General features: G+C 59.3%; 18 protein-coding genes and 1 pseudogene. 15 read left to right on the top strand and 4 right to left on the bottom strand.

The features are described 5' to 3' along the window. Positions 1 to 30: 30 nt before the first annotated feature. A complete protein-coding gene (gene cntE, locus F591_RS0113940; RefSeq protein WP_019535229.1) occupies positions 31 to 1,218 on the top strand; it encodes a staphylopine family metallophore export MFS transporter CntE in 1,188 nt (395 codons plus the stop codon). 434 nt (positions 1,219 to 1,652) lie between these two features. On the opposite strand, the gene F591_RS0113935 is transcribed toward cntE, so the two are convergent. From F591_RS0113935 to F591_RS32015, 3 genes are all read right to left on the bottom strand, one after another. After that, positions 1,653 to 2,660, bottom strand: coding sequence for an ABC transporter substrate-binding protein (locus tag F591_RS0113935; RefSeq protein WP_019535228.1), 1,008 nt, complete (start codon positions 2,658 to 2,660; stop codon positions 1,653 to 1,655). 126 nt (positions 2,661 to 2,786) lie between these two features. Next, positions 2,787 to 3,617 (bottom strand): SEC-C metal-binding domain-containing protein, encoded by an 831-nt coding sequence (locus tag F591_RS0113930; protein ID WP_169445854.1) that lies wholly within the window; start codon positions 3,615 to 3,617, stop codon positions 2,787 to 2,789. Between the two features lie 40 nt (positions 3,618 to 3,657). Further along, positions 3,658 to 3,963 carry a hypothetical protein gene (locus F591_RS32015; RefSeq protein WP_169445853.1) on the bottom strand — a complete coding sequence of 102 codons (306 nt, stop codon included), beginning with the start codon at positions 3,961 to 3,963 and terminating at the stop codon, positions 3,658 to 3,660. A 111-nt stretch (positions 3,964 to 4,074) separates the two neighbouring features. On the opposite strand from F591_RS32015, the gene F591_RS0113925 reads away from it, so the two are divergent. The 6 genes and pseudogenes from F591_RS0113925 to F591_RS31455 all read left to right on the top strand — a co-directional run. Further along, a complete protein-coding gene (locus tag F591_RS0113925; protein WP_211217587.1) occupies positions 4,075 to 4,737 on the top strand; it encodes an RQC-minor-1 family DNA-binding protein in 663 nt (220 codons plus the stop codon). Between the two features lie 586 nt (positions 4,738 to 5,323). Then, on the top strand, positions 5,324 to 7,753 hold the full coding sequence (gene nirB / locus F591_RS0113920) for a nitrite reductase large subunit NirB (RefSeq protein ID WP_019535224.1): 2,430 nt from the start codon (positions 5,324 to 5,326) through the stop codon (positions 7,751 to 7,753). A gap of 167 nt (positions 7,754 to 7,920) precedes the next feature. Then, the gene (gene nirD, locus F591_RS0113915; RefSeq protein WP_019535223.1) at positions 7,921 to 8,244 is read left to right on the top strand and encodes a nitrite reductase small subunit NirD; all 324 of its coding nucleotides are present in this window, start codon (positions 7,921 to 7,923) and stop codon (positions 8,242 to 8,244) included. 77 nt (positions 8,245 to 8,321) lie between these two features. After that, on the top strand, positions 8,322 to 9,125 hold the full coding sequence (locus tag F591_RS0113910) for a formate/nitrite transporter family protein (RefSeq protein ID WP_019535222.1): 804 nt from the start codon (positions 8,322 to 8,324) through the stop codon (positions 9,123 to 9,125). A 167-nt stretch (positions 9,126 to 9,292) separates the two neighbouring features. Beyond that, complete coding sequence (gene bioB, locus F591_RS0113905; protein WP_019535221.1) at positions 9,293 to 10,285, top strand: biotin synthase BioB; 993 nt, start codon at positions 9,293 to 9,295, stop codon at positions 10,283 to 10,285. A gap of 384 nt (positions 10,286 to 10,669) precedes the next feature. Beyond that, a pseudogene (locus F591_RS31455) lies at positions 10,670 to 10,885 on the top strand (P-loop NTPase family protein); the annotation flags it as partial. Positions 10,886 to 10,979: 94 nt separating this feature from the next. On the opposite strand, the gene F591_RS30395 reads toward F591_RS31455, so the two are convergent. Beyond that, positions 10,980 to 11,093, bottom strand: coding sequence for a hypothetical protein (locus F591_RS30395; protein WP_019535218.1), 114 nt, complete (start codon positions 11,091 to 11,093; stop codon positions 10,980 to 10,982). 480 nt (positions 11,094 to 11,573) lie between these two features. Here F591_RS30395 and F591_RS0113885 point away from each other — a divergent pair, with 480 nt between their 5' ends. From F591_RS0113885 to F591_RS0113850, 8 genes are all read left to right on the top strand, one after another. After that, positions 11,574 to 13,067: a response regulator transcription factor gene (locus F591_RS0113885; protein ID WP_019535217.1), complete on the top strand. Its 1,494-nt coding sequence runs from the start codon at positions 11,574 to 11,576 to the stop codon at positions 13,065 to 13,067. Positions 13,068 to 13,080: 13 nt separating this feature from the next. After that, on the top strand, positions 13,081 to 14,850 hold the full coding sequence (locus F591_RS0113880; RefSeq protein WP_019535216.1) for a sensor histidine kinase: 1,770 nt from the start codon (positions 13,081 to 13,083) through the stop codon (positions 14,848 to 14,850). Between the two features lie 279 nt (positions 14,851 to 15,129). Continuing rightward, entirely contained in the window at positions 15,130 to 16,479 is a 1,350-nt protein-coding gene (locus F591_RS0113875) for an ABC transporter substrate-binding protein (RefSeq protein WP_019535215.1), read from the top strand. A 176-nt stretch (positions 16,480 to 16,655) separates the two neighbouring features. Beyond that, positions 16,656 to 17,522 (top strand): carbohydrate ABC transporter permease, encoded by an 867-nt coding sequence (locus tag F591_RS0113870; RefSeq protein ID WP_019535214.1) that lies wholly within the window; start codon positions 16,656 to 16,658, stop codon positions 17,520 to 17,522. Then, complete coding sequence (locus tag F591_RS0113865; RefSeq protein WP_019535213.1) at positions 17,519 to 18,346, top strand: carbohydrate ABC transporter permease; 828 nt, start codon at positions 17,519 to 17,521, stop codon at positions 18,344 to 18,346. Before F591_RS0113870 ends, F591_RS0113865 begins: the two co-directional genes overlap by 4 nt. Positions 18,347 to 18,450: 104 nt before the next feature. Next, positions 18,451 to 21,345, top strand: coding sequence for a glycoside hydrolase family 78 protein (locus F591_RS0113860; RefSeq protein WP_019535212.1), 2,895 nt, complete (start codon positions 18,451 to 18,453; stop codon positions 21,343 to 21,345). Between the two features lie 228 nt (positions 21,346 to 21,573). Beyond that, entirely contained in the window at positions 21,574 to 22,557 is a 984-nt protein-coding gene (locus tag F591_RS0113855; protein ID WP_019535211.1) for a helix-turn-helix transcriptional regulator, read from the top strand. 204 nt (positions 22,558 to 22,761) lie between these two features. Further along, positions 22,762 to 23,955: an MFS transporter gene (locus F591_RS0113850; protein ID WP_019535210.1), complete on the top strand. Its 1,194-nt coding sequence runs from the start codon at positions 22,762 to 22,764 to the stop codon at positions 23,953 to 23,955. Positions 23,956 to 24,433 lie beyond the last annotated feature (478 nt).

Raw genomic sequence — 24,433 nt, 5'->3', positions numbered from 1 at the left:
GACGAGGAGAAGGGGAGGGAGCGAGCGACAATGAAAGGAGCCTTGTCTTGGCCTTTTCTGCGGTTATATTTGCTGACATTGCTGTATTTTAGCGCTAATGCGATTTTGAATGTGATCATTCCGCTTAAGGGCGATGCGCTGGGCGCTACCAATACGGCGATCGGGCTCGTTATGGGGGCGTATCTGTTTACGACGATGCTGCTCAGGCCGTGGGCGGGACATATCATTCAAAAATACGGGGCTGCGCAAGTGCTGCGCGCCATTCTGCTCGTCAACGGACTGGCCTTGATCCTGTACACGTTTACCGGGTTAGGGGGCTATTTCGTCGCCCGGATGCTGCAGGGCGTGTGCACCGCCTTTTTCTCCATGGCGCTGCAGCTCGGCATTATTGATGCGCTTCCGGACAAGGACCGGTCCCAAGGGATTTCATTGTATTCCCTGTGCGCCTCCATGCCGGGAATGATCGGCCCGCTGCTTGCGCTGGGCATCTGGCAGGCGGGCGATATGAGCCTGTTTGCGGCGGCGATGACGGCGCTCGCCATTCTTACCGGTGTCGTAGGCTTTCGCGCCACCAGGGGCGAGAGGGCGGAGAAGCCGGCGGCCGCCCAGCCGGGGCAGGGCGCAGCCATGCTGCAGTCGCTGGGCCAGCTCGTCAAAAATCCGCATTTGTTCAAATGCAGCGTCCTGATGCTGGCCGCCTCCGTCGTCTTCGGGGCGGTGACGGCCTTTATTCCGCTGTATGCGGCGCAGATGAAGGACGGCAATGCCGCGATTTATTTGATGCTGCAGGCTGGAGCCCTGGTCGCGGCCCGCTGGCTTTGGCGGAAAAGGATTCCCTCGGACGGCAAGTGGCATTCGGCTTTCGTCATGGGAACGATGGCCATGCTCGCAGCGGCGGCGCAGTGCACCAGCCTGGCCGGCGCCGGCGGAGCCGCTTTGTTCTATACGGGCGCGGTGCTCATGGGAATCGCGCAGGCGCTGCTTTACCCGACGTTGACTACGTACTTGACGTTCGTCCTGCCGCAGGCGAACCGCAATGTGCTGATCGGTCTGTTTATTGCCATGGCCGATTTGGGCGTTTCGCTGGGCGGCGTGATGATGGGACCGGTCGCCGACGCCTTCTCTTACTCGTTCATGTACATGGTTTGCGCGATACTCGGGGGATTGCTGGTTATATTCGCTTATGAGCGGCGTCAGATTTTTATTCGATCCAAATAGTGGAAAATGGGAGGCTGGCGACTCCGGCTGCGATAATCGTACGGGCGCGGATCGCGCCCTGCAGGCGGGTCAGCCGGATGACGGAGAAGCGGAATGTGACCCTGCCTATCCGGTTTTACCCTCGCCTCGTGGATGTTGGGCGATGGATGCTGCAGAAAGTGCAACATTTTCCCCGTTCTTCGCCAAAAGAGAGGGGAATGTTGCAGTTCGTGCAACAATTTGGGGTCGATCGGCTTCAAATCGAGGGAAATCGCCCGAAATGGTACATTTTTTGCAACATTGACCTGCACATGCGGTTCATTCTCCCGTTTTTGTTGTATAAAATACAACATTGGCTGACACGCCTACAGAGTCGGAGTCCTCATATACCCGGATCAAAGAAGAGGCGGATTTTGCCCATGACAGCGAAATCCGCATCATCAGCATTCCCGCTGCTATTGTTTCTGGTGCTGGCTCACGATCGTGTCAACGAGAATATCCAGCTGCTTCTCCAGGTTTAATCCGTCCACCATCCAGAATTCCTTGTAGTTCAGCATGTAGACGCGGTTGTTTTTCACTGCCGGAATGCTCTTCCATATCGATCCGCCCATGACCTCCTGCGCGCGTTCGGATCCGCCCTCCGGCTCATAAACGGTGACGAACATATGGTCCGCCGCGTAATCAGGCAGCACCTCAAGCGAAATATCCGCGCCTTTGCCCGCCGGGAATACCTCTTGCTCGATCTTCGCCTGCGGCTTCAGCCCTAACATTTCGTACAGGTTATAGCCGGCGTCCCGCGTTTTCGGCCATACCCAGAAGTTTTTCGCCCAGATGGAGTACGTGCCGATCGTTTCGTCCGGACCGATGATCTCGCTCAGCTTCGCCTTAGCCTCTTCCACTTTTCGCTTGTAGCGGGTAATGAATTCATCCGCCTGCTGCTCGCGGCCCAGCAATTCGCCGACCGTTCTCACCTCGTCCAGCGGATCGATGCCTTCCCAGCCAGCAGTAGCGAGCGTGACGACAGGAGCGATTTTTTTCAGCTGAAGAACCGTCTCCGCCGGCAGGTACGTAGGAACGATAATCAGGTCGGGCGCAAGCTCCAGCACCTTCTCGACGGATACGTCCCCGACATTCTCGACGCCCTCCAGCTCCTTCTTCAAAGGAACGGAATTTTCCAAAGCGACCGAGCCGGCGCCAATCGGCTTCACGCCGAGGGCCGTCAAATCGCCCAAATGCGTGATGGAGACGATCCGCTGCGGATGGATCGGAATTTCCACTTCCTCGCCATTAAAATCTTTATATATTCTCGTCTGCGCCTGTTCTTCCGCATTGCCGTTGTTGCCGGCCGCCTTGTTCGCCGTATCTGTCGTCTGGTTCCCGTTGTGGGCGCCGCAAGCAGCCAACATGACAGTCATCAGCAGCATCGTCGCCACAATGAGAAAGCGGTGGTTGATAGCCTTCATGGTGCTTAATCCTCCATCTAAATCGATAATGATTATCATTGTCATTATATACAGAGATGGACAATTAGACAACCTTTGCGCCGTAAACGAAGAGTCCCCCGCCATCCGGGAATGGCGGGGATGGGATTACGCATTGCTCCCGCAGCATTTCTTGTATTTCTTGCCGCTGCCGCACGGGCAAGGATCGTTGCGGCCGATTTTGTCAGAATGGACCAGCGGAGCGAGGGTGAGTGGCACTGTTCGCCGCTTCTGCCGCTTCTCTTCCAGGTCGCTCTTCCACGATTCCAATTCAGGCAGCTGTTGCCCCGCGATGATGCAGTGGGCGTAAAGCGACTCTTTCAGATCCATGTGCATGGCATCGTAACCGGATTCCACCAGCTGCCGAACCAACGGAATGCCTTGGATGGAACCGATCTCGCAGAGGCCGTTTGCCAAGTTTGTAGCATTCGTGAGATCGTCCTCCTCCGGCAGCAGCGCAAGCAAAGCGGCTTCGGAAGAAGGCAATTTGATTTTGCCGAATATGTCGGAAGCGTACAGACCGAAGTACTCATGCGAACGATTCCGCACATATTGCTCGGACACCGCAGATACGACGGCTTCTGTGCCGATACGCACCAATGCGTCCGCCGCCTTGGCGGGGAGCAGGTCATCATCCGAACCGAGGAAGCCGCATAGGAAAGGGATGGCCGATTCCAGCCGCATCTCGCCGGCCAGCTGCGAATAATAGATGTAATCGTAGCCGAAATCGTTATCGGGATTATACGAATCCAACTCGTGCAAAATATAAGCTTCATCCAAGCAGGCGCGCCTGCCAAGCTCTCGGACCAATTGATCGCCGTAAAACGTGTCGATTTCGTTGTAATATTTTCCGTACGACTCTTTAAGATATCGCTCGAACTCCTGGAAGAGTTGATCGTTCGGCATACTGCGGATGTCAATACGCTGCTGGTGCTTCAACGTGAATAACTGCTGCTGCTCCAGCTCGCTCCTATAAGGTTCAAGCAGAGACAGGTCGCTGTGGAGCAGGATCTGTGCGAGATGAAACCCCGTGTTTGAATCCAGACGCGGATTTTTCAAAAGCTCCATGATCTGTTCGATTGTTTCGGCGGATTGCGGGAAGCGGTACGCCAAATAAAGAAAGGTGATCCTCCTTATTGCTTTGTTGAAGCTTCTCAAGGACAAGCGGCATAAGCGTCGGATCGTTCTCGTACAGATTGCTCTCTGCGAAATAAACGAGGGCTGCGCGGCTCACGGCGGCTTCAGGGTGAACGATATACGGTTTTATTAGCTCTGGAGTCAGCATCGAAAAATTCTCCTTATCATTAATAAACTAGCTATAGTATAGTCTATAATAGCTAACAGGCGATTGAATAGTAGAGATTGATAGATGATACGTATGGGAAGTGGGATGGAAATGAACGAGGCATCTGCCAAGCTTGCGTTGAAGGAGGAGGAAGTGCGCAGCATTCTTCATGCCGCCGACAACATTGTCGGGCGCGCGGGAAGAACGATGCTGGTCAAAATATTGAAAGGCTCCCGCGACAAAAAACTGTTGGCGTTGGGACTGGATGACAGTGCAGAGTACGGATACTACAGGCCGCTGACGATGGCGAACATTACCGAGCGCGTGGATTGGATGATTAAACACGATTATCTGGCAATCAGCCGGGACGGGGACATGCCGGTGCTGGTGTTTACGGAGCGGGGATGGGAAATCCAGCGGGAGCAGATGGCGGACCTGCTGCTGGCGCAGTGGAGGGCATGGGTAGAGGCCGGGGTTCCCGTTACGGATATGACTTATCTCAAGGATCGCAATCAGGGTATGATTCTGCTGTTTCTTCAGAAGGTTGCGAATTCGGGGGACGCCAGGTACATTCCTTTGCTGCAGCAGTGGGAGCTTGTCGATTACAAGAAAGTGCGGCAAGCGATCCGCGAAGTGATCGCCCACTTGAACAACGGTGCGGGCGAACGCTTCATTCTGGAAGGCGCTCCGGTCGTGGAACTGGCAGATAGACCGTTGATCGAGGAACGAAAAAGCGAACGGCTTAAATGCTCAGCCGCTAGTATGCCGTGCTGATCGCTTAACAGAGCGTTATGCCGAGGGAGGGACGCATGTCACAAAGCTTAAACCGATCGAAATGCCAAGGGGGCAAAACCGGTCGAAACTCCGCGCTAACGCTTGTGACAAAGCTTAAACCGATCGAAACGATCGATTTGGGATTGTAACGCTTATAAGGAACCTTATTTCATATTTTTTGCGAACAAAATCGGGCTTTCTGGCAAAATAGCGTTTCTCAGTTTCTTTACTTTTTTAAAAGCGTTGAAATCATAAAAATAGCATCTGTCGTCGGCGTTAGCATTCAGCTGTTTCGACTCAGGGGCTGAGGTTCCAGCCGCGCGGATATTTTGTAGTTGGTCATAGGAAATCGCTGCAGAACATCACGGCACCGGTGCCCGTCCCAGACATACCGTTTTGAGCATTGCCGGGCATTTGGTTTGAGCATCCGCTGGTGATCGTGCAGTACGAAGGGGAGAAGTCACGAATTGTTCACGCAAATCTCGGCAAAGTATGCGAAAGTATGTGAAAATAATCACATACTTTCTGCCTTTCCAACGCTAAACTGAACCTATCAACTGCACCACCATGAAGGAGGCGCTAGAAGATGAGTGTGAACAAAGAGAGGCTCGTTGTCATCGGCAACGGCATGGCGGGGATCGGCACGGTCGAACAGATTATGAAGCTGTCCTCGCACTTCGACATTACGGTGTTCGGCGCGGAGCCGCACCCCAATTATAACCGCATTATGCTGTCCTACGTGCTGGACGGCAGCAAAACACTGGACGACATCGTGCTGAACGACTGGGGGTGGTACGCTGATAATGGAATCGTCCTGCACGCCGGAAAGGCGGTTGCGCGCATCGATGCCGCCGCCCGCGAGGTGGTCGCCGAAGACGGGACGCGCGTGCCGTACGACAAGGTCATTATAGCGACGGGCTCGAGCCCGATTATGCTGCCGATTCCCGGCATCGACAAGCAGGGGGTCGTGGGCTTCCGGGATATCGCCGATTGCAGCCGGATGATCGAGGCCGCTGGGCAATATCGCCGGGCGGCGGTGATCGGCGGCGGGCTGCTCGGGCTGGAAGCGGCCAAAGGTCTCGCGCAGCTGGGCATGGAGGTGACGGTCGTCCACCTGATGGACCGTCTGATGGAGCGCCAGCTGGACGGTCCGGCGGCCGCAATGCTGAAGGCGGAGCTGGAGCGCCAGGGCATCCGCTTCCGGCTGGAAGCGCAGACGACCGAGCTGTACGGGGACGAGCGCGTGCGGGGGCTGCGCCTGGCGGACGGGTCCGAGCTCGCCGCCGAGCTCGTCGTCATGGCCGCCGGAATCAGGCCGAATACGGCGGTGGCTGTGGGCAGCGGCATCGCCGTGAACCGCGGCATCCTCGTCGACGACTACATGCGGACCTCGCTGGCCGATGTATACGCGGTCGGCGAATGCGCCGAGCACCGCGGCGTCTGCTACGGACTCGTCGCGCCGCTGTTCGAGCAGGGGGCCGTGCTGGCAAGGCATATCAGCGGCGTGCAAACGCAGCCGTATGAAGGCTCCGTCGTGGCGACCAAGCTCAAAATATCGGGCGTCGATGTGTTCTCCGCGGGGCAATTCATGGAAGGGCCGGAGCATGCGGTGATCGTCCGCAAAGACGACTGGAAGCGGACGTACAAGAAAATTTTGCTCGAGGATAACCGCATCGTCGGCGCCGTCCTGTTCGGGGACGTCGCGGATGCCGCCGAACTGCAGCGGCTCGTCCGCAATGGCGCTGCGATGACCGACGAGCTGTATGCGTCGCTCACAGGCGCCGGCTGCGGCGGGCATGCCAAGACCGCAGCGATCGAAGCGATGCCCGACGACGAAATTGTGTGCGGCTGCAACGGCGTGACCAAGGGCGCGATCGTCAGCGCGATTGCCGATCAAGGGCTGACGAGCGTCGATGAGATCAGGGCGTGCACCGGAGCGACGCGCTCGTGCGGCGGCTGCAAGCCGGTCGTGGAGCAAATTTTGCGCCATGTGCTTGGCGATGGCTTCACCGCCGGGGCGAAGCGGGGCATATGCCGCTGTACGACGCTGGGCCGGGACGAGATCGTCGCAGAAATTCGCCGCAAAGGCCTGCAATCGACCAAGGAGGTCATGAACGTGCTGGGCTGGGCCCGGCCGGAAGGCTGCTCGAAGTGCCGCCCGGCGATCAACTACTATCTCCGCATGCTGTACCCGGATACGTATGAGGACGAGCAGGAGTCGCGCTTCGTGAACGAGCGGCTCGCCGCCAATATTCAGAAGGACGGCACATACACGGTCGTGCCGCGCATGTACGGCGGCGTCACGACGCCGGAGCAGCTCAAGCGGATCGCCGACGTCGCGGTCAAATATAACGTCAAGGCGGTCAAAGTAACCGGCGGCCAGCGGCTCGATCTGATCGGGGTAGCCAAGGAAGACCTGCCGAGCGTATGGGGAGAGCTGGACATGCCGGCAGGCTATGCGTACGCCAAATCGCTGCGCACCGTCAAGACATGCGTCGGCTCGACATTTTGCCGCTTCGGCACGCAGGACTCCATGGCCATGGGCGCCTTGCTGGAGCGCAAGTTCGAGCGGCTCGATCTGCCCGCCAAGCTCAAAATGGCCGTCAACGGCTGTCCGCGCAACTGCGCCGAATCTTGCACGAAAGACATCGGAATCGTCGGCAACGACGGAGGCTGGGAGATTTACATCGGCGGCAACGGCGGCGTCAAGGCGAGACTGGCGGACCTGCTGTGCAAGGTCAAGACGGATGACGAGCTGATCGAAATATGCGGCGCGGTCATCCAATATTACCGGGAGACCGGCAATTATTTGGAGCGGACTTCCGAATGGGTGGAACGGCTCGGGCTGGATGCGATCAAAGCCGCGGTCGTGGACGACGTGGAAGAGCGCCGGCGGCTCGTGGAGCGGATCGAATTCGCGCTGCAGTATGTCGAGGACCCCTGGAAAAAGCTGCTGAACGACGACGAGAGCCGCGACCGCTTGTTCGGCAAGCTTGAGGTATCGGCTCGCACGTAAGCGAGCGGCGCAGCGTGCAAATCGGCGAATCCGAACCGGAACAAATGCACCTGACTGCCCCGCGCAAGCACGCAGCAGCGGCGCGCCCGCCAGGGCGTGCCTGGAAAATGGCGCACCCGCCCCATCGCCGGCTGGTGTGCCAACCCATCTCGAAAGGAGCGACTTTCATGAAGACGATATCCGGAACTTACTGCGCCGTCGGGCGGCTCGAAGATTTTCCGCCGCAGCTCGGCAGGGTGGTGCAGGTCGAAGGGCGGGAGCTTGCCGTATTCCGCACTTCCGACGGGCAAATTTATGCTGTCGAGAATCGCCATCCGCATCCGAAAGGCGGTCCGCTCGCGGAAGGCATCGTATCCGGGCATATTTTGTTCGACCCGCTGTACGACTGGAAAATCGATCTGGAGACAGGGCTTGTGCAAGCCCCGGACACCGGACAAGTGAGCACATATCCCGTGAAGCTGGACAACGGAACGGTTCTGGTCGCCATCTAGCGGAACGGGGGCAGGGCATTCCGGCCCCCCGGCTCGCCGGCCTGATGAGCAGCAACGAGGAGATAGGGGGAACGGGTATGTATACACCGAACGTGGAAGGAATCATCGAAACCGCCGTCAAGAAAAAGGAGAAAATGAACGCAAGCCTGCCGCGATATGTGGCAGCGGCCATGCTGGCGGGCGCATACGTAGGCTTTGGGATCATTCTCATCTTCAGCGTCGGCGCGCCGCTCATGGCTGCGGGGTCGCCGCTGCAATCGATGGTCATGGGCATGTCGTTCGGGATTGCCCTCACGCTCGTCATATTCGCAGGGTCGGAGCTGTTCACCGGCAACAATATGTTTTTTACGATGAGCACGCTCGCCGGCCGCACTACGGTCAAGGAAACGCTGATGAACTGGGGGCTTGTGTTCGCCGGCAATCTGCTCGGCGCCGTCCTGCTCTCGCTGCTTGTCACGGGCAGCGGCTTGTTCAAGGGAGCGGCGCCCGACCATCTGCTGTTCGTCGTATCCGCCAAAAAAATGTCCGCTCCGGCCGCCGAGCTGTTTTTCCGCGGCATCTTGTGCAATTGGCTCGTCTGCCTCGCCATCTGGACGGCCTCGCGGACCAAGGAGGACATCGCCAAGCTCGTGCTGATCTGGTGGTGCCTGTACGCGTTTATCGCCAGCGGCTACGAGCACAGCGTCGCCAATATGACGCTGCTGTCGCTGTCCTGGCTGCTTCCGGGCCATCCGGAGACGATCACGCTGGCAGGCTGGCTGCATAATATGATCCCCGTTACTTTGGGCAACATCGTCGGCGGCGCGGTCTTCGTCGGCATGGCTTACTGGTTTATTTCGCCTGTCCGGCGGCGGCCCGGCTCATCCCATTTATCCCAATGAGTATACCGGACTTGCGGCTCAATGTTGCACTTTGTGCAACATTTCGGACGATGTTCCCCGGTAACCTTTACAGACAATATCGCGTCTGCTAGAATAATCGTGTTTAATTGTTAACCATAAATAAATATTATGGGTTGACAATTGATGCGAGGGGAGAGGTTAAAGCGATGGGACAACACGTAACCGATTGGATGAAACTGGCGCAAAAGGCGTTGAACGGGGAGCGGCTGACGCAGGAAGAAGCGCTTGGCGTGCTGGCGGCGCCCGATGACGAGGTGCTGCCGATGCTGCACGCCGCCTTCGAGGTACGGAAGCACTACTACGGCAAGAAAGTAAAGCTCAATATGATCATCAATGCCAAGAGCGGCCTATGTCCCGAAGATTGCGGCTACTGCTCGCAATCGATCGTCTCGACGGCGCCGGTCAAGAAGTATTCCCTACTCGACAAGGAGACGCTGCTGGCGGGCGCGCGCGAAGCGATGGAGCGCAAGGCCGGCACATACTGCATCGTCGCGGCCGGCACGGGACCGACGGACAAGGAGCTCGACCAGGTGATCGAAGCCGTCCGGGAAATTCGCGAGACGATGCCGCTCAAGATTTGCGCCTGCCTCGGCATTCTGAGGGACGGGCAAGCGGAGAAGCTGGCCGAAGCCGGCGTTCATCGATACAATCACAACCTGAATACGAGCAGGGAGAACTATTCTTCGATTACAACGACGCATACATACGATCAGCGGGTAGAGACGGTGAAGACCATCAAAGCGTCCGGCATGTCGCCCTGCTCCGGCGTCATTATCGGAATGGGAGAGACCGATCGGGACATAGTAGAGGTGGCTTATGCTTTGCGCGAGCTCGATGCGGACTCGGTGCCGGTCAACTTCCTCATCCCCATTCCGGGAACGCCGCTGGGGAATTCGTCTCGGACGCCGGCGCTGAAGGCGCTCAAAGTGCTCGCCCTCTTCCGCTTCATCTGTCCGAGCAAAGAAATTCGCCTATCCGGCGGACGCGAAGGGAGCCTTCGCTCGCTGCAGCCGTTGTCGCTCTATGCGGCCAATTCGATATTCGTCGGCGATTATTTGACGACGCCGGGACAGGAAGCGGCAAGCGACCATCAGATGATTGAAGATTTGGGATTCGAGATCGAAACGTGCGCGCTTTAAGCCGGGAAAATCCGGTTGTTTCATGGACGGGACAATCACTTGGCCCCTCCCGATGTTGACCCCTATAAAGGGTTTTTGTTACTGTTTCATCAGAATAAGGAAGGTGGTTGAACGTGCTTTATATTCTGTATGTGAAACTCGTGCGAAAAGTCCGCTCCGTACAGCTGCATCCGATGAAGGGTTGTACGGAGCTTAATCGGGGAGCGTGAAGCTTCCCGGATTCATCGTCTGAATCGTCTTTTTGAAAAAGCGTTCGCAAGCCGGATAGGCAAAATCGCCGCCGATTCGTTTTCGCGAATTGCCGCTATCGGCGCAAGCGGCTCTTTCGGTTTGCGACCTGGAGGTCGGATACCGCGCGCCCTTGCTGCCCAAATTGAATTTTACGGTGGCGAGCAGTCGAAGGTGAAATTGTGCCGGCTGCTGCTGGCCCCTTGCAATGTGCTGATTTTGGACGAACCGACGAATCATTTGGATGCTGCGGCGAAAAGCGCGTTGCGGGATGCGCTGGCGCAATTTGCGGGGAGCGTGCTGCTCGTCTCCCACGAGGCGAGCTTCTACAAGGATTGGGCTGATCGCATCGTCAGACTGGAGCCGGCGTAAATGCCAAAGAAAGACGTCCCTGGGCAAGGGACGTCTTTCTCTCGGCGTGTTGATCGCAGGGGAGAATGCGCCTGAAGCACGGCCATGCCGTGAATCAGATAACAAAACCTCTCAAAACGATAACCAACAGGATAAAGAGGACGAGGATCACGCCGACGCTCGTAAAGCCGAAGCCTCCGCAATTGAAGCCACCACCGTATGCGCTCATCGTTTGCCACCTCCTTTGCATTGACTACAAAAACAATATATGAGCGCGCAGTGATTTGGATTGGACGAATGACACGGATGGATATCGGGTTATTCGAAAAAAGCCGCCTGCCCGCGATTGACATGAGACGCTCGCCCGAGCCGTATGCGGCGCAATAGCTCCAGGAGGAGGGGGCGCTGCCGCGGCTATAGGAAGCCGGTTCCCGTTGAATGCAGGGGGCCGGTTCCCAGGCCGCCACATTCCAAAAAATCCGGACATCGTCCCAAAAATATCCGCCATAGGCGCGCCGCCGCTCCTTGATTATGCTGGTAGAAGGGCGGGCTTCATGCATACGGTTAGCGCAGGTCCGGGGCCGGCCAGGAATTCGCCCGCCGGAAGCGAGTCCCATACCTACGGGACAGCGCGCCTTTACAGGACATATCCGATCGCTTCGATCAACGTTATAATGTAGGCAACGCTGCGAGCAGGGGGGAGACGATCATGTTGAAAGCGGTTATATTTGACGACGAATATATCGTGCTCCAAGGTCTTCGGCAGATGATCGATTGGAGTCGGTATGGGGTTGAGCTGGCCGGCACGGCGGAGGACGGCGTGTCGGCACTGCAGCTGCTGCGGGCGTGTAAACCGGATATTGTGCTGACGGACATCCGGATGCCCGGGATGGACGGGCTGCAGCTGATCGAGACGGCGGCGGCCGAGTCGCCGGAGACGATGTTCATCGTATTCAGCGGCTTCAACGAATTCGAGTACGTGCGCCGTGCCATCGGACTCGGCGTCATCGACTATTTGGAGAAGCCGGTGACCGTATCCAAGATCGAAGCGGCGCTGCGCAGGACAATGAACCGGATCGGCAAGGAGCAGGCATTCGGCGAGATGAAGAAAAAATTAGAAGCGAGCCGAAGCGATCTGCTGGAGAAAGCGACGCTTGACCTGCTTCTGGCCGGAGAACGGGCGGAAGGCAAATGGAAGGACGTATACGGCGAGGACTGGGCGAACGTGGCGGGCGTCACCGTGCTCGCGTTTTCAGAGGAACGTCCGGCCCTGCCCGAACATCCTTCTTACCGCATCATCGGCGTGACGAACGGGAATGAACGGCTGGCGGTCGCGCTTCATCGGGAGCTGCCGCCCGAGGCGCTGCATGATGCGCTGATCGAAGCGTCCGGCTCGGCCCGGTCCGCGTTCGGGTCAGGCCGGACGTACGCATCGCTTGGCGGCGCCTCGCGCAGTTACCGGGAAGCGCTGCGGGCGCTGCGGTACGGCCAATTTCTGGAGGAAAGCGGCTGGACGCGGATCGAGGATGTCGAAGGCAGGGACGAACAGCTTCCTCCGGGTTTGACGCGGCACGAGGAGGCGGCGATCGTCTCCTTAAGGACGGGCGATCGGCAAGGATTGTCCCGCGCATTGGACGATTTCGCGGCCTGGACGATGGAGCAAAAGCTGCCCCCTGAACGGGTGGAGCAGGAGCTATTGAAGCTCGCCTATCTCGGCCTCGAGGTCGCCAAAGAAACGGGGTGCGATCTGCGCGAGCTCGGCGCAGTGGACCATCGCGAGCTGCATGAGATGCGCGCCCGGGAAGAGATGTTCCGCTGGCTGCGCGACAAGCTGGAGGCCGCGCTAACCTGGGCGGCAGGGGTGAGGCGCGCATGCAGGCATGCCGCCATCGAGAAAGCGCTCCGCTATCTGGACGAGCGGTACGGGCAGGACGTCTCGCTGCAGGAGCTGGCCGAGCACGTCGGCCTCAATCCCGCTTACTTCAGCCTGCTGTTCAAGGAGCAGATGGGCATCTCCTATATCAAGCATCTAACCGGTCTGCGAATGGAGCGCGCCAAAGCGATGCTGCGCAGCGGCATGCGCGTGAACGAGGTGAGCGAGCGGGTCGGTTATCAAAATTACCGGCATTTTACGGAGCTGTTCAAAAAAACGGTCGGCACGACGCCAGGACAATATCGGGACGCCCATCGGACCGGAAAATAAGGATGATGCAACGATGCTGAGTGCGAAGATTGGAAAGCGGTTTCGTTTTGGCAAAATCCGCCACCGTTTCCTGGCTGCGATGATTGCGCTGTCCATCCCCTCGATCATGCTGGTCGGCTATATTTCCTTCAATGTTGCGAACAACGCGCTGATGGATCTGAACGAAAAGACGAACCGGGAGCGGCTGCGAACCTCCAGCGACATGGCCGACCTGCTGCTGCGCAGCATCAATAACCTGCATTATTCGATCGTCGTCAATGAAGCGATTCGCGAGCAGCTGAGCAGGGGCAGCGACCCGATGATTCAGCCGGACAGCGGAGGCGTCCGGTTATCTACGCGGCTGCAGCGGCTGATCAGCGCCACCTATTCCGATACCCGTTACGTCAAATCGATCTGTCTGCTTGATCTGCAATTGAATGCCTACTGCTCGGGCCGCTCGGACGATGCGGGAGTCTATGAAGGGCCGGGCAAAATGGGCCGCATGGTTAGCGCCGATTGGTACCGGAGCGCATACGCGAGCAAGGGCAAAGTCGTGTATTATCCGAAGGATCTGTTCGGGGAAACGGACGAGGCGTTCTCGACCGTCAAGCTGTTCAGACATTCCGGAGATACGGAAGGGCAGCCGATCGGCATCCTGATCGTGAACGTCTCGAAGGCGATCTTCGGCCAAGTGTTCGGCACAGCCGACGATTACGGCTCGTATATGGTCATCGACGACAGTCACGGGTCTGTCCAGGCGGTGTACGGCGAATCGGCGACCGCAGCGGCAGCAGACGGCAGCGGAAGCGTTCAGGAAGCGATCGGCCGCCTTCAGAACGAGGGCTACCTGATCAATCCGGTGTACAATCAGACGACAGGCTGGACGTTCCTTCATCTGGTGCGGGCAAAGGAGCTGCTTAAGCAGTCGCAAAACATTCGCTGGGCCACCATGGCGATCGCCGCGGGATTCGCGGTCATTGCGCTCGCGCTGTCCTATTTGATCTCCGGGACCGTCACCAGGCCGCTCCTGCGCTTGAAGAAAATGATGCTGGACTGGACGATGGGCATAAAAGATTTGGGTGGCAGCTTCGACAAGGACGAGGTCGGCGTGATCGCCGAGACATTCCGCAGGGTCGCCTGCGAGAACGACGAGCTGAATGCGAAGCTCATGAGGTCCAAGCTCAAGGAAAGGGAGGCTGAGCTGCGCGCGCTGCAATCGCAGATCAAGCCGCATTTTTTGTACAATACGCTCGATTCGATCTACTGGATGGCGGTGCTGCACCGAAGCGAACCGATCGCCCAGATGGCGGAGTCGCTGTCGGAGAGCTTCAAGCTGAGCCTGAACAAAGGCCGGGAGACGATTCCGGTATACAACGAGCTGAAGCATATCGAGCATTATTTGCGCATCCAGAACATCCGCTTTCATCATCGGTTCCGGTATGTGGAGCAGGTCGAGGAGTCGATTTTGGCCATGGATATTTTGAAGCTGCTGCTGCAGCCGCTCGTCGAGAACGCCATCTACCACGGGCTCGAGCCGAAGCTCGGAAGCGGGACGATCCGGCTCACCGGCGCAAGGGACGGCTCCTATCTTATTTTTACGGTGGAGGACGACGGCGTCGGCATGGACGATCCGGCCCGGACGGAGCAGGGGTACGGGCTGCGCAACGTGCGGGAACGGCTCAAGCTGTATTATGGGGAGGACAGCTCTCTTAAGGTAAGGAGCAGGCCGGGCGAAGGGACGAGCGTGACGCTGCGGTTCAAGCCGTATCCCCATCTTGAAAATGCAGCGGCAACCACACGCTGAATTTTCAATCCCGCAGGTGTCAACCGATGACGGAAGGAATCACAAGTCATAGGTGCCAAATCTTGAAAATGCAGCGGCAACCACACGCTGAATTTTCAATCCCGCAGGTGGCGACCGATGACGGAAGGAATCGCGAGTCATAGGTGCTGATCTAAAAAAATCGGACGTTCACCCAAATAATGAAGCGCTTACAGTTCGGGTCTTCGGACTATACAATAATCATTGAACGAAAAGAAAACCGTCTTTACGGACGGAACACGCACCAAGGGGGAGTTGACCATGAAAACAAAGGGCATGAAGACGGCGGCGATCAAGCCGTTCGCCGTCTCGCTGTGCACGCTGCTGCTCGCCCTTCCGCTTGCCGCCTGCAGCGACGGCGATGCGGGAGCAAGCGAAGGCTCCGGCGGGGCTCAAGGACAAGGCAAGAAGGTGACCATTTCGCTTCTCGTGGACAATGCGCAGGAAACCGTGAATTCCGCCAATGCCTACATCGAGGCGTTCAAGCAGGTCAACCCGAACATTACAATCGAGCTGGAGACCCGCCCGGGCGGCTCCGAAGGGGATAATATCGTCAAAACGCGGCTGGCGACGGGAGATATGACAGACGTCTTCTTCTACAATTCCGGCTCGCTCATGCAGGCGCTGTCTCCGGAAAAAAATTTGCTCGATTTGACGAACGAGCCGTTCCAGGCCGATGTGCTCGACTCATTCAAGCCGACGGTGACCTATAACGGCAAAATCTACGGCGTGCCGATTGGCTCGACGACGGCCGGAGGCTGGTTCTACAACAAAAAGATCTACGCCGATCTCGGCCTGAAGGTGCCGACGACATGGGCGGAATTAATGGCGAACAGCGAAAAAATCAAGGCGGTCGGCATAACGCCGATCATCGGCACCTACAAGGATACGTGGACGTCCCAGGTCGTCGTGCTGGCCGACTTCTACAACGTGCAGGCGCAGGTGCCGTCGTTCGCCGACGATTTCACGGCCCATAAGGCGACGAACGCGAATACGCCGGCGATGCTCCGCGCGTTCGAGAAGCTGCAGGAGCTTAACGACCGAGGCCTGTTGAATAAGGATCTTCTGGCGACGACCTACGACGCCGGTCTGAAGATGCTGGCCGAGGGCAGCGGGGCGCACTATCCGATGCTGTCGTCCGCGACGCCGACGCTGCTCCAAAATTTCCCCGACCAGATGGACGACATCGGCTTCTTCGCCCAGCCGGGGGACGCTGCGGAGCAGAACGGCCTGACGATCTGGATGCCCGGAGGCGGTTACATCTATAAGGAAAGCAAGCATATCGAGGAAGCCAAGCAGTTTCTGGCTTTTGTCGCCTCCGTCGAGGGCGTCAAGGCGTCCGCATCGGTGTCGATGCCGACAGGCCCTTATCTGATCAAAGGGGCGTCGATGCCGGACGACGTGCCGGCGCTCGTCAAGGATATGCTGCCGTATTTCGACAGCGGCAAGACGGCGCCCGCGCTGGAATTCGTCTCTCCTGTCAAAGGCCCGAGCCTCGAGCAGATTACCGTTGAAGTCGGCACAGGCATCAAGAAGGCGAAGGAAGGCGCGGAAGCGTACGACAGGGACGTCGAGAAGCAGGCGAAGCAGCTGGGACTGAGCGGCTGGTAAGCCCGGCCGTCTGCCCGGCATCAAGCCGTCCACTGCTGCTGCCGTCATCGCGGTGAATCTCGGGGTGGGCGCCGCTCCACTGGCATCCCCGCCCCGCCGCCCATACATCAGGAGCCCAGCCCGATAGCGCGGACCGCTGGGCTGGCCCGGGCTCCGGAAGCTTAGGAGAGAAGCGCATGAACAGCGTCATGAAACGGACGTATTCGCACTGGTTTCTGGTGCCTGCGGCCGTCATCTATTTCATCATTTTCATCCTCCCGACCGTCATGTCGTTCTTCTTCAGCCTGACGCGCTGGAACTTGTCGGAGTGGGAGTTCATCGGTCTGGAAAACTTCGTGATGTTTTTTCGCGAGCAATCGCTCAGCATCGGCTTCAAGAATACGCTTATTTACGCCGTCGTCACATGCTCGCTCAAGGTCGTTCTCGGCCTGCTGCTCGGCGTGCTGCTGACCACGAAGCTGCGCACCCGCGATTATTTGCGCTCGGTGATCTTTTTTCCTACGCTGGTCAGCACGATCGCCGTCGGCATTACCTTCAGCATGATGATGCACCCGACGCAGGGCATCATCAATACGGCGCTGGCCGCCGTCGGCATCGAAGGCCCCGACTGGCTCGGCAATCCGAAGCTGGCGCTGATGTCGGTCGCCCTGGTCGACGTCTGGAAGGGCGTCGGCATCGCCACCGTCATCTATATCGCAGGCATTATGTCGATCCCGCACGAATATTATGAAGCGTTGCAGATCGACGGGGGCAGCAGCTGGAACAAATTTTGGAACATCATCGTGCCGCTCAGCCGGCCTGCCATGAACTCCGTCATTATTCTGTCCTTTATCGGCGGCCTTCGCTCGTTCGACCTGATCTGGGCGATGACGAAGGGCGGGCCGGGATTTACAACCGACCTCATTGCATCGATTATTTACAAGCAGTATCAAGGCGGCTTCTACGGCCTCGCCACGGCGGGCAACGTCATTCTGTTTCTCGTCGTCACCGCCCTTGCCTTTCCGCTCTATACGTATCTCAACCGCAAGGAGGTGGACCTGTGAGAAGCGTCAGACAGTTCGTTATCGAATTGCTCGGCATCGCGCTTACGATCGTCGCCTTCTGGATTCCGTTCTATTTCATCATTGTCAATGCGGGCAAGGATGAGAAGGAAGCGGCTATGCTGAACCTGAGCTGGCCGACGGCGCCGCAATTTTGGGAAAATATCAAAACGGTAGTGGTGGCGAGGGATTACATGCTGCTGCGCGCCTTTTTCAACAGCACTGTGCTGACCGTGGCGTCCATCGCGCTGCTCGTTCTGCTGTGCGCCATGGCCGGCTTCGTGCTGCAGCGGCGCACCAGCCGGGCAACGCCGCTGCTTAACTTTTTGATTCTCGCGGGTCTGATAATTCCGCCGGCCATTGTGCCGACGATCTGGGTGCTGGACGGTCTGGGGCTGTTCAAGACGCTCTTCGGGCTCATTCTGGTGGAGGTGGCGCTGGGCTTTCCGTTCTCGGTGCTGCTGTATCGAGGCTTTATGGCGGCGCTGCCGCGCGAGATCGACGAGGCGGCGGTGATCGACGGCTGCGGCGGCTTTCGCCTGTTTTTTCGCATTATTTTGCCGCTGCTGCAGCCGGTGACGGCGACGATTATCGTGCTGTCGTCGGTCTCGATTTTCAACGATTTTACGAATCCGCTGTATTTCCTCCCGGGCTCGAAGAACGCGACGGTCCAGCTGACGCTGTACAATTTCCAGAGCCAGTACGTAACGCAGTATAATCTGCTGTTTATGAACATTTTGCTGATTACGATTCCGCCGCTTATTCTGTTCCTGTTCTTTAACCGGCGCATCGTGGCCGGTATGACGGCAGGCTCTGTCAAGGGATGAGGCCAGCGGCATCCGCATGTTTGTTCGCAGCACCTGCGGATTAGTTGCAAGCATACAAATTGAGCAACAAGCATCCGACTTTGAGCAAAGGGGAAATGGGAGACATGTCCGAGCTGAATATCCAATCGATTTGTTGCGAATACCGCACCCGGCTGATCGGCGTCGAAACGGCCGTTCCGCGCTTCAGCTGGGTGCTCGATGCCGGTCAGCGCAGAGGCGTCCGCCAGGCGGCCTACCGCATTCAGGTCGCCGCGCCCGAAGGCTTCGGGGAACCGCTCTGGGACAGCGGACGGGTTGAATCGGACCGGTCCGTCCATGTGGAATACGGCGGTCCGAAGCTGGCGGCGCGGACGCCTTACCGCTACCGCGTCATGGCCTGGGATGAGGCGGGCAACGCGTCGGGCTGGAGCGAGGAAGGCACGCTCGAGCTTGGGATCTGCGGCGCGTCCGCCTGGCGCGCCAAGTGGATCACGCCGGACCAAAGGGCGATTCCGGCGGACGCCGAGCCGGCGTTCCTGCTGCGGCGCAGCTTCAGCCTTCGCCCGGGCATCGCCTTCGCGCGCGTCTACGCGACGGCGGCAGGCGTATACGAGCTGTATCTGAACGGTGCGAAAGTATCGGGCGACCTGCTCGCTCCCGGCTGGACCAGCTATCGCCGCCGCTTGCAGTATCAGACGTATGATGTGACCGGGCTGCTGCGGGAGGGCAGCAACGGCATCGGCATCCTGCTCGGCGACGGCTGGTACCGCGGCGGGCTCGGCTTCGAAGGACGCAACTACATGTACGGCGAATGCAGGGCGGCGCTCGCCGAGCTGTATGTCCGCTACGAGGACGGGAGCGAGGAGATCATTGCCACTGACCGCCTCTGGAAGGCGGCGCTCAGTCCGGTGCAGTACGCGAACATTTATCACGGCGAGTCGTACGACGCCCGGCTCGAGCAGAAGGGCTGGAGCGGAGGGGGGTTCGATGACGGGGCATGGGCAGACGTGCAGGAGGTCGGTTTTCCCTACGATCATCTGGTTCCCCAGGAGAACTGGCCGGTGAAAGTGACGGAGACTATCCGCCCGATCGCGGCTTTCGTGACGCCGGCCGGAGACCATGTGCTCGATATGGGGCAAAATATGGTCGGCCGCGTGCGGATGACCGTCCGCGCGCCTGCGGGCACGCGCATCGAGCTGCGCCATGCGGAGGTGCTTGACAAGGACGGCAACATCTACTTCGGCAATCTGCGCCCGGCCAGGCAGACGGTGACATACATCGCCAAGGGCGAGGGCGAGGAATCGTACGCGCCGCACTTCACGTTCATGGGCTTCCGCTACGTGAAGGTCACAGGCTTCCCGGGGCAGGAGAACGGCTTGCCGCTGGACGCATTCCAGGGCGAAGTGATGCATTCCGACATGCCCCCGACCGGCGAATTCGAATGCTCCGACGAACGGGTGAACCAGCTGCAGCGCAACATCCGCTGGGGGCAGCGCGGCAACTTCCTCGACGTGCCGACCGACTGTCCGCAGCGCGACGAGCGGCTCGGCTGGACCGGCGACGCGCAGGTGTTCATCGCCACAGCGCTGTTCAACTACCACGGCGCGCCGTTCTTCACGAAATGGCTGCGCGACCTGAAGGCCGAGCAGCACGAGGACGGCGGCGTGCCGTTCGTCGTGCCCGACATCGTCGGCGGCGCGAACTCGGCGGCCTGGGGCGACGCCGCGGTCATCTGCCCGTGGACCGTGTATCAATATTACGGCGATTTGCGCCTTCTCGCCGAGCAGTACGAGAGCATGAAGCGCTGGGTCGAATATATCCGCGCCCAGGGGGAGCGGGAGGAGATGTGGGACACCGGCTTCCACTTCGGCGACTGGCTGGCGCTCGACGCCAAGGAGAACAGCTATGTCGGGGCGACGCCGACCGCGCTGATCGCGACGGCTTACTATGCGCATTCCACGCGCATTGTGCGCGATGCGGCTCGCGTGCTCGGCCAAGGCGAAGATGCCGAGCGGTACGGCGAGCTGCACCGGCGGATCGTGCAGGCGTTCCGCGACGAATTCGTCACGAAGAACGGGCGCATCGCTTCGCCGACCCAGACGGCGCATGTGCTGGCGCTCGCCTTCGATCTCGTCGGAGATGAAGTGAAGGCGCGGGTGGCGGAGGATCTGAACAGCATGATCGTCGAGAACGACTATCATCTGACGACAGGCTTCGTCGGTACGCCGCATCTGTGCTTCGCCTTGTCGAACAGCGGCTATCATACGACGGCCGTGCGCCTGCTGCTGCAGGAAAGCTATCCCGGCTGGCTGTATTCCGTCTCGAAGGGCGCGACGACGATCTGGGAGCATTGGGACAGTATCAAGCCGGACGGCTCGTTCTGGAGCGACGACATGAACTCGTTCAACCATTACGCGTACGGCGCGATCGGGGACTGGATGTACCGCAAGGTCGCCGGCCTTGATATGGACCCTTCCGCGCCCGCATACAAGCGCATCCGGATCGCCCCGCTGTTCGGCTCCACGCTGCTGACGCACGCCCGCGCGGCGTATCGCTCCATGTACGGCCGAATCGAGTCGGCCTGGCGGGTCGCCGACTCCCGGCTGGAAGTCGCCGCGACCGTTCCCGCGAACGCGACGGCCGAGGTGATCCTGCGCGGCGCGACGGCAGATCGCGTCACCGAAAGCGGCGTTCCGCTGCGGGAGGCGGACGGCATTCTGGCCGTGGAACCGGTGCCGGAAGGGCTGCGCGTCGCCGTCGGCTCCGGAACATACCGCTTTGCGTACGAGGCTGCAGGGCTGTTCCGCGCAACGTACAGCGAGAAGACGCGGCTGAGCGAGCTGCTGATGGATGAGCAGGCGGCCGAGGCGGTCCGACGCCATGCACCGCACCTGCTCGGCGGGGCGCTGCTAAGCATCGCCAGGCCTCTTACGCTGCAGCAGCTTCGCGAGAACGCTATGCTGCGCGTATCCGGCGAAACGATCGAGCGGCTCCTCGAGGAGCTGGCCGCGCTGAATTGACAAGGATGGAACCGGGTGGCGTGTCGCCCGGTTCCTTTTGGTATGGCGGCGAGGATCCGTCCCGCGCGCGACTCTCAGCGGGCGGTTAGCCGCATGGCGGCGGCCAACCGCATGGTGGCGGCCAACCGCCGCATGAGCGGAATTGTTCGACGCGGCTGACAGGGAGGTATGGAAACAGGCTTGCAAGCCTGTTATTATTCGGAGTAGATACGAAAGGGGGGACATCGGGTGAATTTTCGATTGACTACGCATAATCTGGACTCTATGTACGATCATCCGCACATCCGGCCGCTTGCGGAGGATCAGGCCAAAAGCGAGCGTTCATATGCGCTGCCGCTCCCCTGCGGTTCCGCCGAAGCGACGCGCGCCTGCCTGCGCAGCGGGCTCGAGATCAGCCGGTACGAGGGCGTCCTGACCAAGCCGCTGGCGATGCGAATCCAGACGGAGTACCCTCATCTGGAAATCTCCTACACGATATCCGGTTACGGAACGTGGTCGGGAGACGGCGCGGCACGCTGCGAAATGGCCCCTGGCGTATCGACGCTTTTGTACCTGGAGAAGTGCCGCGTGGATGCGGAGCTGAGTTCGGCCGCTCCGCTGTCCCATATGGAGGTTCGCATCGATCTGCGCCGTTACGAGACGCTGGGCGAGGAGTTGCGGCGCTTGTCCGGCGGCGGAATGTACGCTCGCCAGCTGGCCGCTCAACCGCAGGTCGCCAAGCTGTTCGAGCAGCTGAGGGACTGCCCGTATACCGGTCCGCTGCGCCCGTTGTATCTCGAGGGCAAATGCTACGAGCTGCTCGCCAGCCATCTCGCTCAAGCGGGAACAGGCGAAGCTGCCGGGCGCGCCCGCCTCAAGCTGTCATCGGACGATATTCGCTGCCTGCACCGCGCCCGCGAGCTGCTCCATGACAGCTTTCGGAAGCCCCCCAGCCTGCTGGCATTAGCCCGGTCGGTCGGCCTCAACGATTTCAAGCTGAAGCGGGGCTTCAAAGAGCTGTTCGGCACGACCGTCTTCGGCTATATCCGCCATTTGCGGATGAGCGAAGCCCGCCGTTTGCTGGAGGAGGGCGAAGTCAATGTCAGTCAAGCGGCCGTCAGTGTCGGATACCGGAATTTAAGCCATTTTGCGTCCGCATACCGCCAGACGTTCGGATACAATCCGAGTGAATGCCTGCGGGGAGACAGAGGGCCGCTGCTCACGCATCGATAAATCCGCCGGCCGTCAAAGACGATCCGTCCGGGAGCGGCAGGCTCGCATCCCGTTCTGTACAATGGAAGCATGAAAGGCGTCAAGCGGTGCTGTTTATCCATGATTGAGAATGATAATCATAATCGTGAAGAACCGGAAAGCCGGCCCTGTACCGGTATCCGAAAGCGCCGCTCGCCGCCGGAAATGCCGGAGGTGCAGACATTAATGGGAACGATTCGTTTTGGTTTGTTTTTTAGCGTGTTCATCGCCATGGTCGGGCTGATGATTATCGCGCCCGTGATGCCTCCGCTCGTGCGGGAGCTGGGGCTAAGCGAAATCCACTCGGGGTTGATTATCTCGCTGGGCTCGGTCGCGATGGCGGTCATGTCGCCGCTATGGGGCCGGTGGAGCGACCGGTACGGCAGAAGGCCGGTCATCGTCGCCGGGTTCGTCGGGATGTTTGTCAGCTATGTATTTTTCACTGGCGTAGCGTATGCGGGGCTTCAAGACGTGTTGAGCGGCGGCCTTCTCCTGGCGCTGCTTCTTGCGGCCAGAACGCTGATCGGCGTGTTTATTCCGGCGGTGCCTTCCTCCGCGCAAGCTTATATGGCCGACGTTACGGATGAGCGCGACCGGTCGGCGGGCATGGCGCTGATCGGCGCCGCCAACGGGCTCGGGCTGGTGCTCGGGCCCGCCATCGCGGGAGTATTGGCGCTGATCGGCTTGATCTGGCCGCTGTATGCCGGCGCGCTGCTGCCTCTCATCGCCATTGCGGCGGTGCTGCTTGCCGTGCCGAACCGCAAGGCTGCCGCAATCGTCCGTTCGCCCCGCATCCATCCGCTGCAGCATGGCTTGCGAATCTACCTGCTGTCGGGCATGGCGGTTATGCTGTGCATCGTCTCTCTGCAGGTCGTCGGCGGCTTTTACTTTCAGGACCTGCTGTCGCTGACAACGAAGGAGACCGCCCGCTTCGTATCCTTCGGGCTCATGATCTGCGGCATTGCGATGATTGCCACGCAGGGACTGTTGATGAAGCGGCCGCAGCGCGATCCCCGGCGGACGATGCTGTGGGGGGCGCTGCTGCTTGTATGGAGCTTTGCGCTCATGCTGCTTTTTGCCAAGCTGACTGTCTTCTATGCGGCCTACTTGTTCTTCGGCATCGGCTCAGGGCTGATGATGACCGGTTTTATGACCGGCGCTTCGCTGGCCGTATCGTCAGACCAGCAAGGCGGTATCGCCGGCCTCGTCGGCATGGTGCAAGGCCTCGCTGCTGTCGTGGCTCCATTGCTGAGCACCGGCTTGTACCGCATCGACGTCCATCTGCCGTACGGCCTCGCTGCCGTCTTGATGCTCGCCTTGTCCGGGACGCTGCTGGCTGTAACGCTTCGCCGGCAGAACAGCATCACCGAAACGCAGTGAAAAAGGAAGCGGCCTTATCGCTTGCAATAGGCATCCAGCGCGAAATAGGGCTGGTGCCGTGCCACGGCTAGGTTCCGCGCGTCAGTCTGGTGCCCGTGCCCCAGGCTAGGTTCCGCGCGTCAGGCTGGCTCCGTGCTACGGCTGTTCCCGTGCTCCTGACCCGCTTGGCATTTTCGCGCCGATCCTACGGGCTCCAATTCGAGCCGGAGCCGTTCCCGCGGGCTCCCGGCGGGGAATCGAACAGGCGCCAAAAGCATCGTGCCGGGTACGAAACGGATTCGGATTCCGCAAAAGAATCAAGAGAGTTCGCCTCTTCCACAAGTGCGAAGGATGCGGAAAATGTTGCATTTTTTGCAGAATTCATCGTCTCATGTGCTTGGGGAGGGGCGCACAACCTGATGATCGGGGGAGCGGACCGCCTCATGTGCCTGGGTGTGCCCGCGGGAGGGGCAGCATTAACGCAGACTTCGCACGCTTA

The sequence above is a fragment of the Paenibacillus ginsengihumi DSM 21568 genome, assembly GCF_000380965.1.
In the GTDB taxonomy this organism is placed as follows: Bacteria; Bacillota; Bacilli; order Paenibacillales; family NBRC-103111; genus Paenibacillus_G; species Paenibacillus_G ginsengihumi.
Note: the sequence above shows the minus strand (reverse complement) of the source record. Positions and strands in the feature narration are given on the sequence as shown.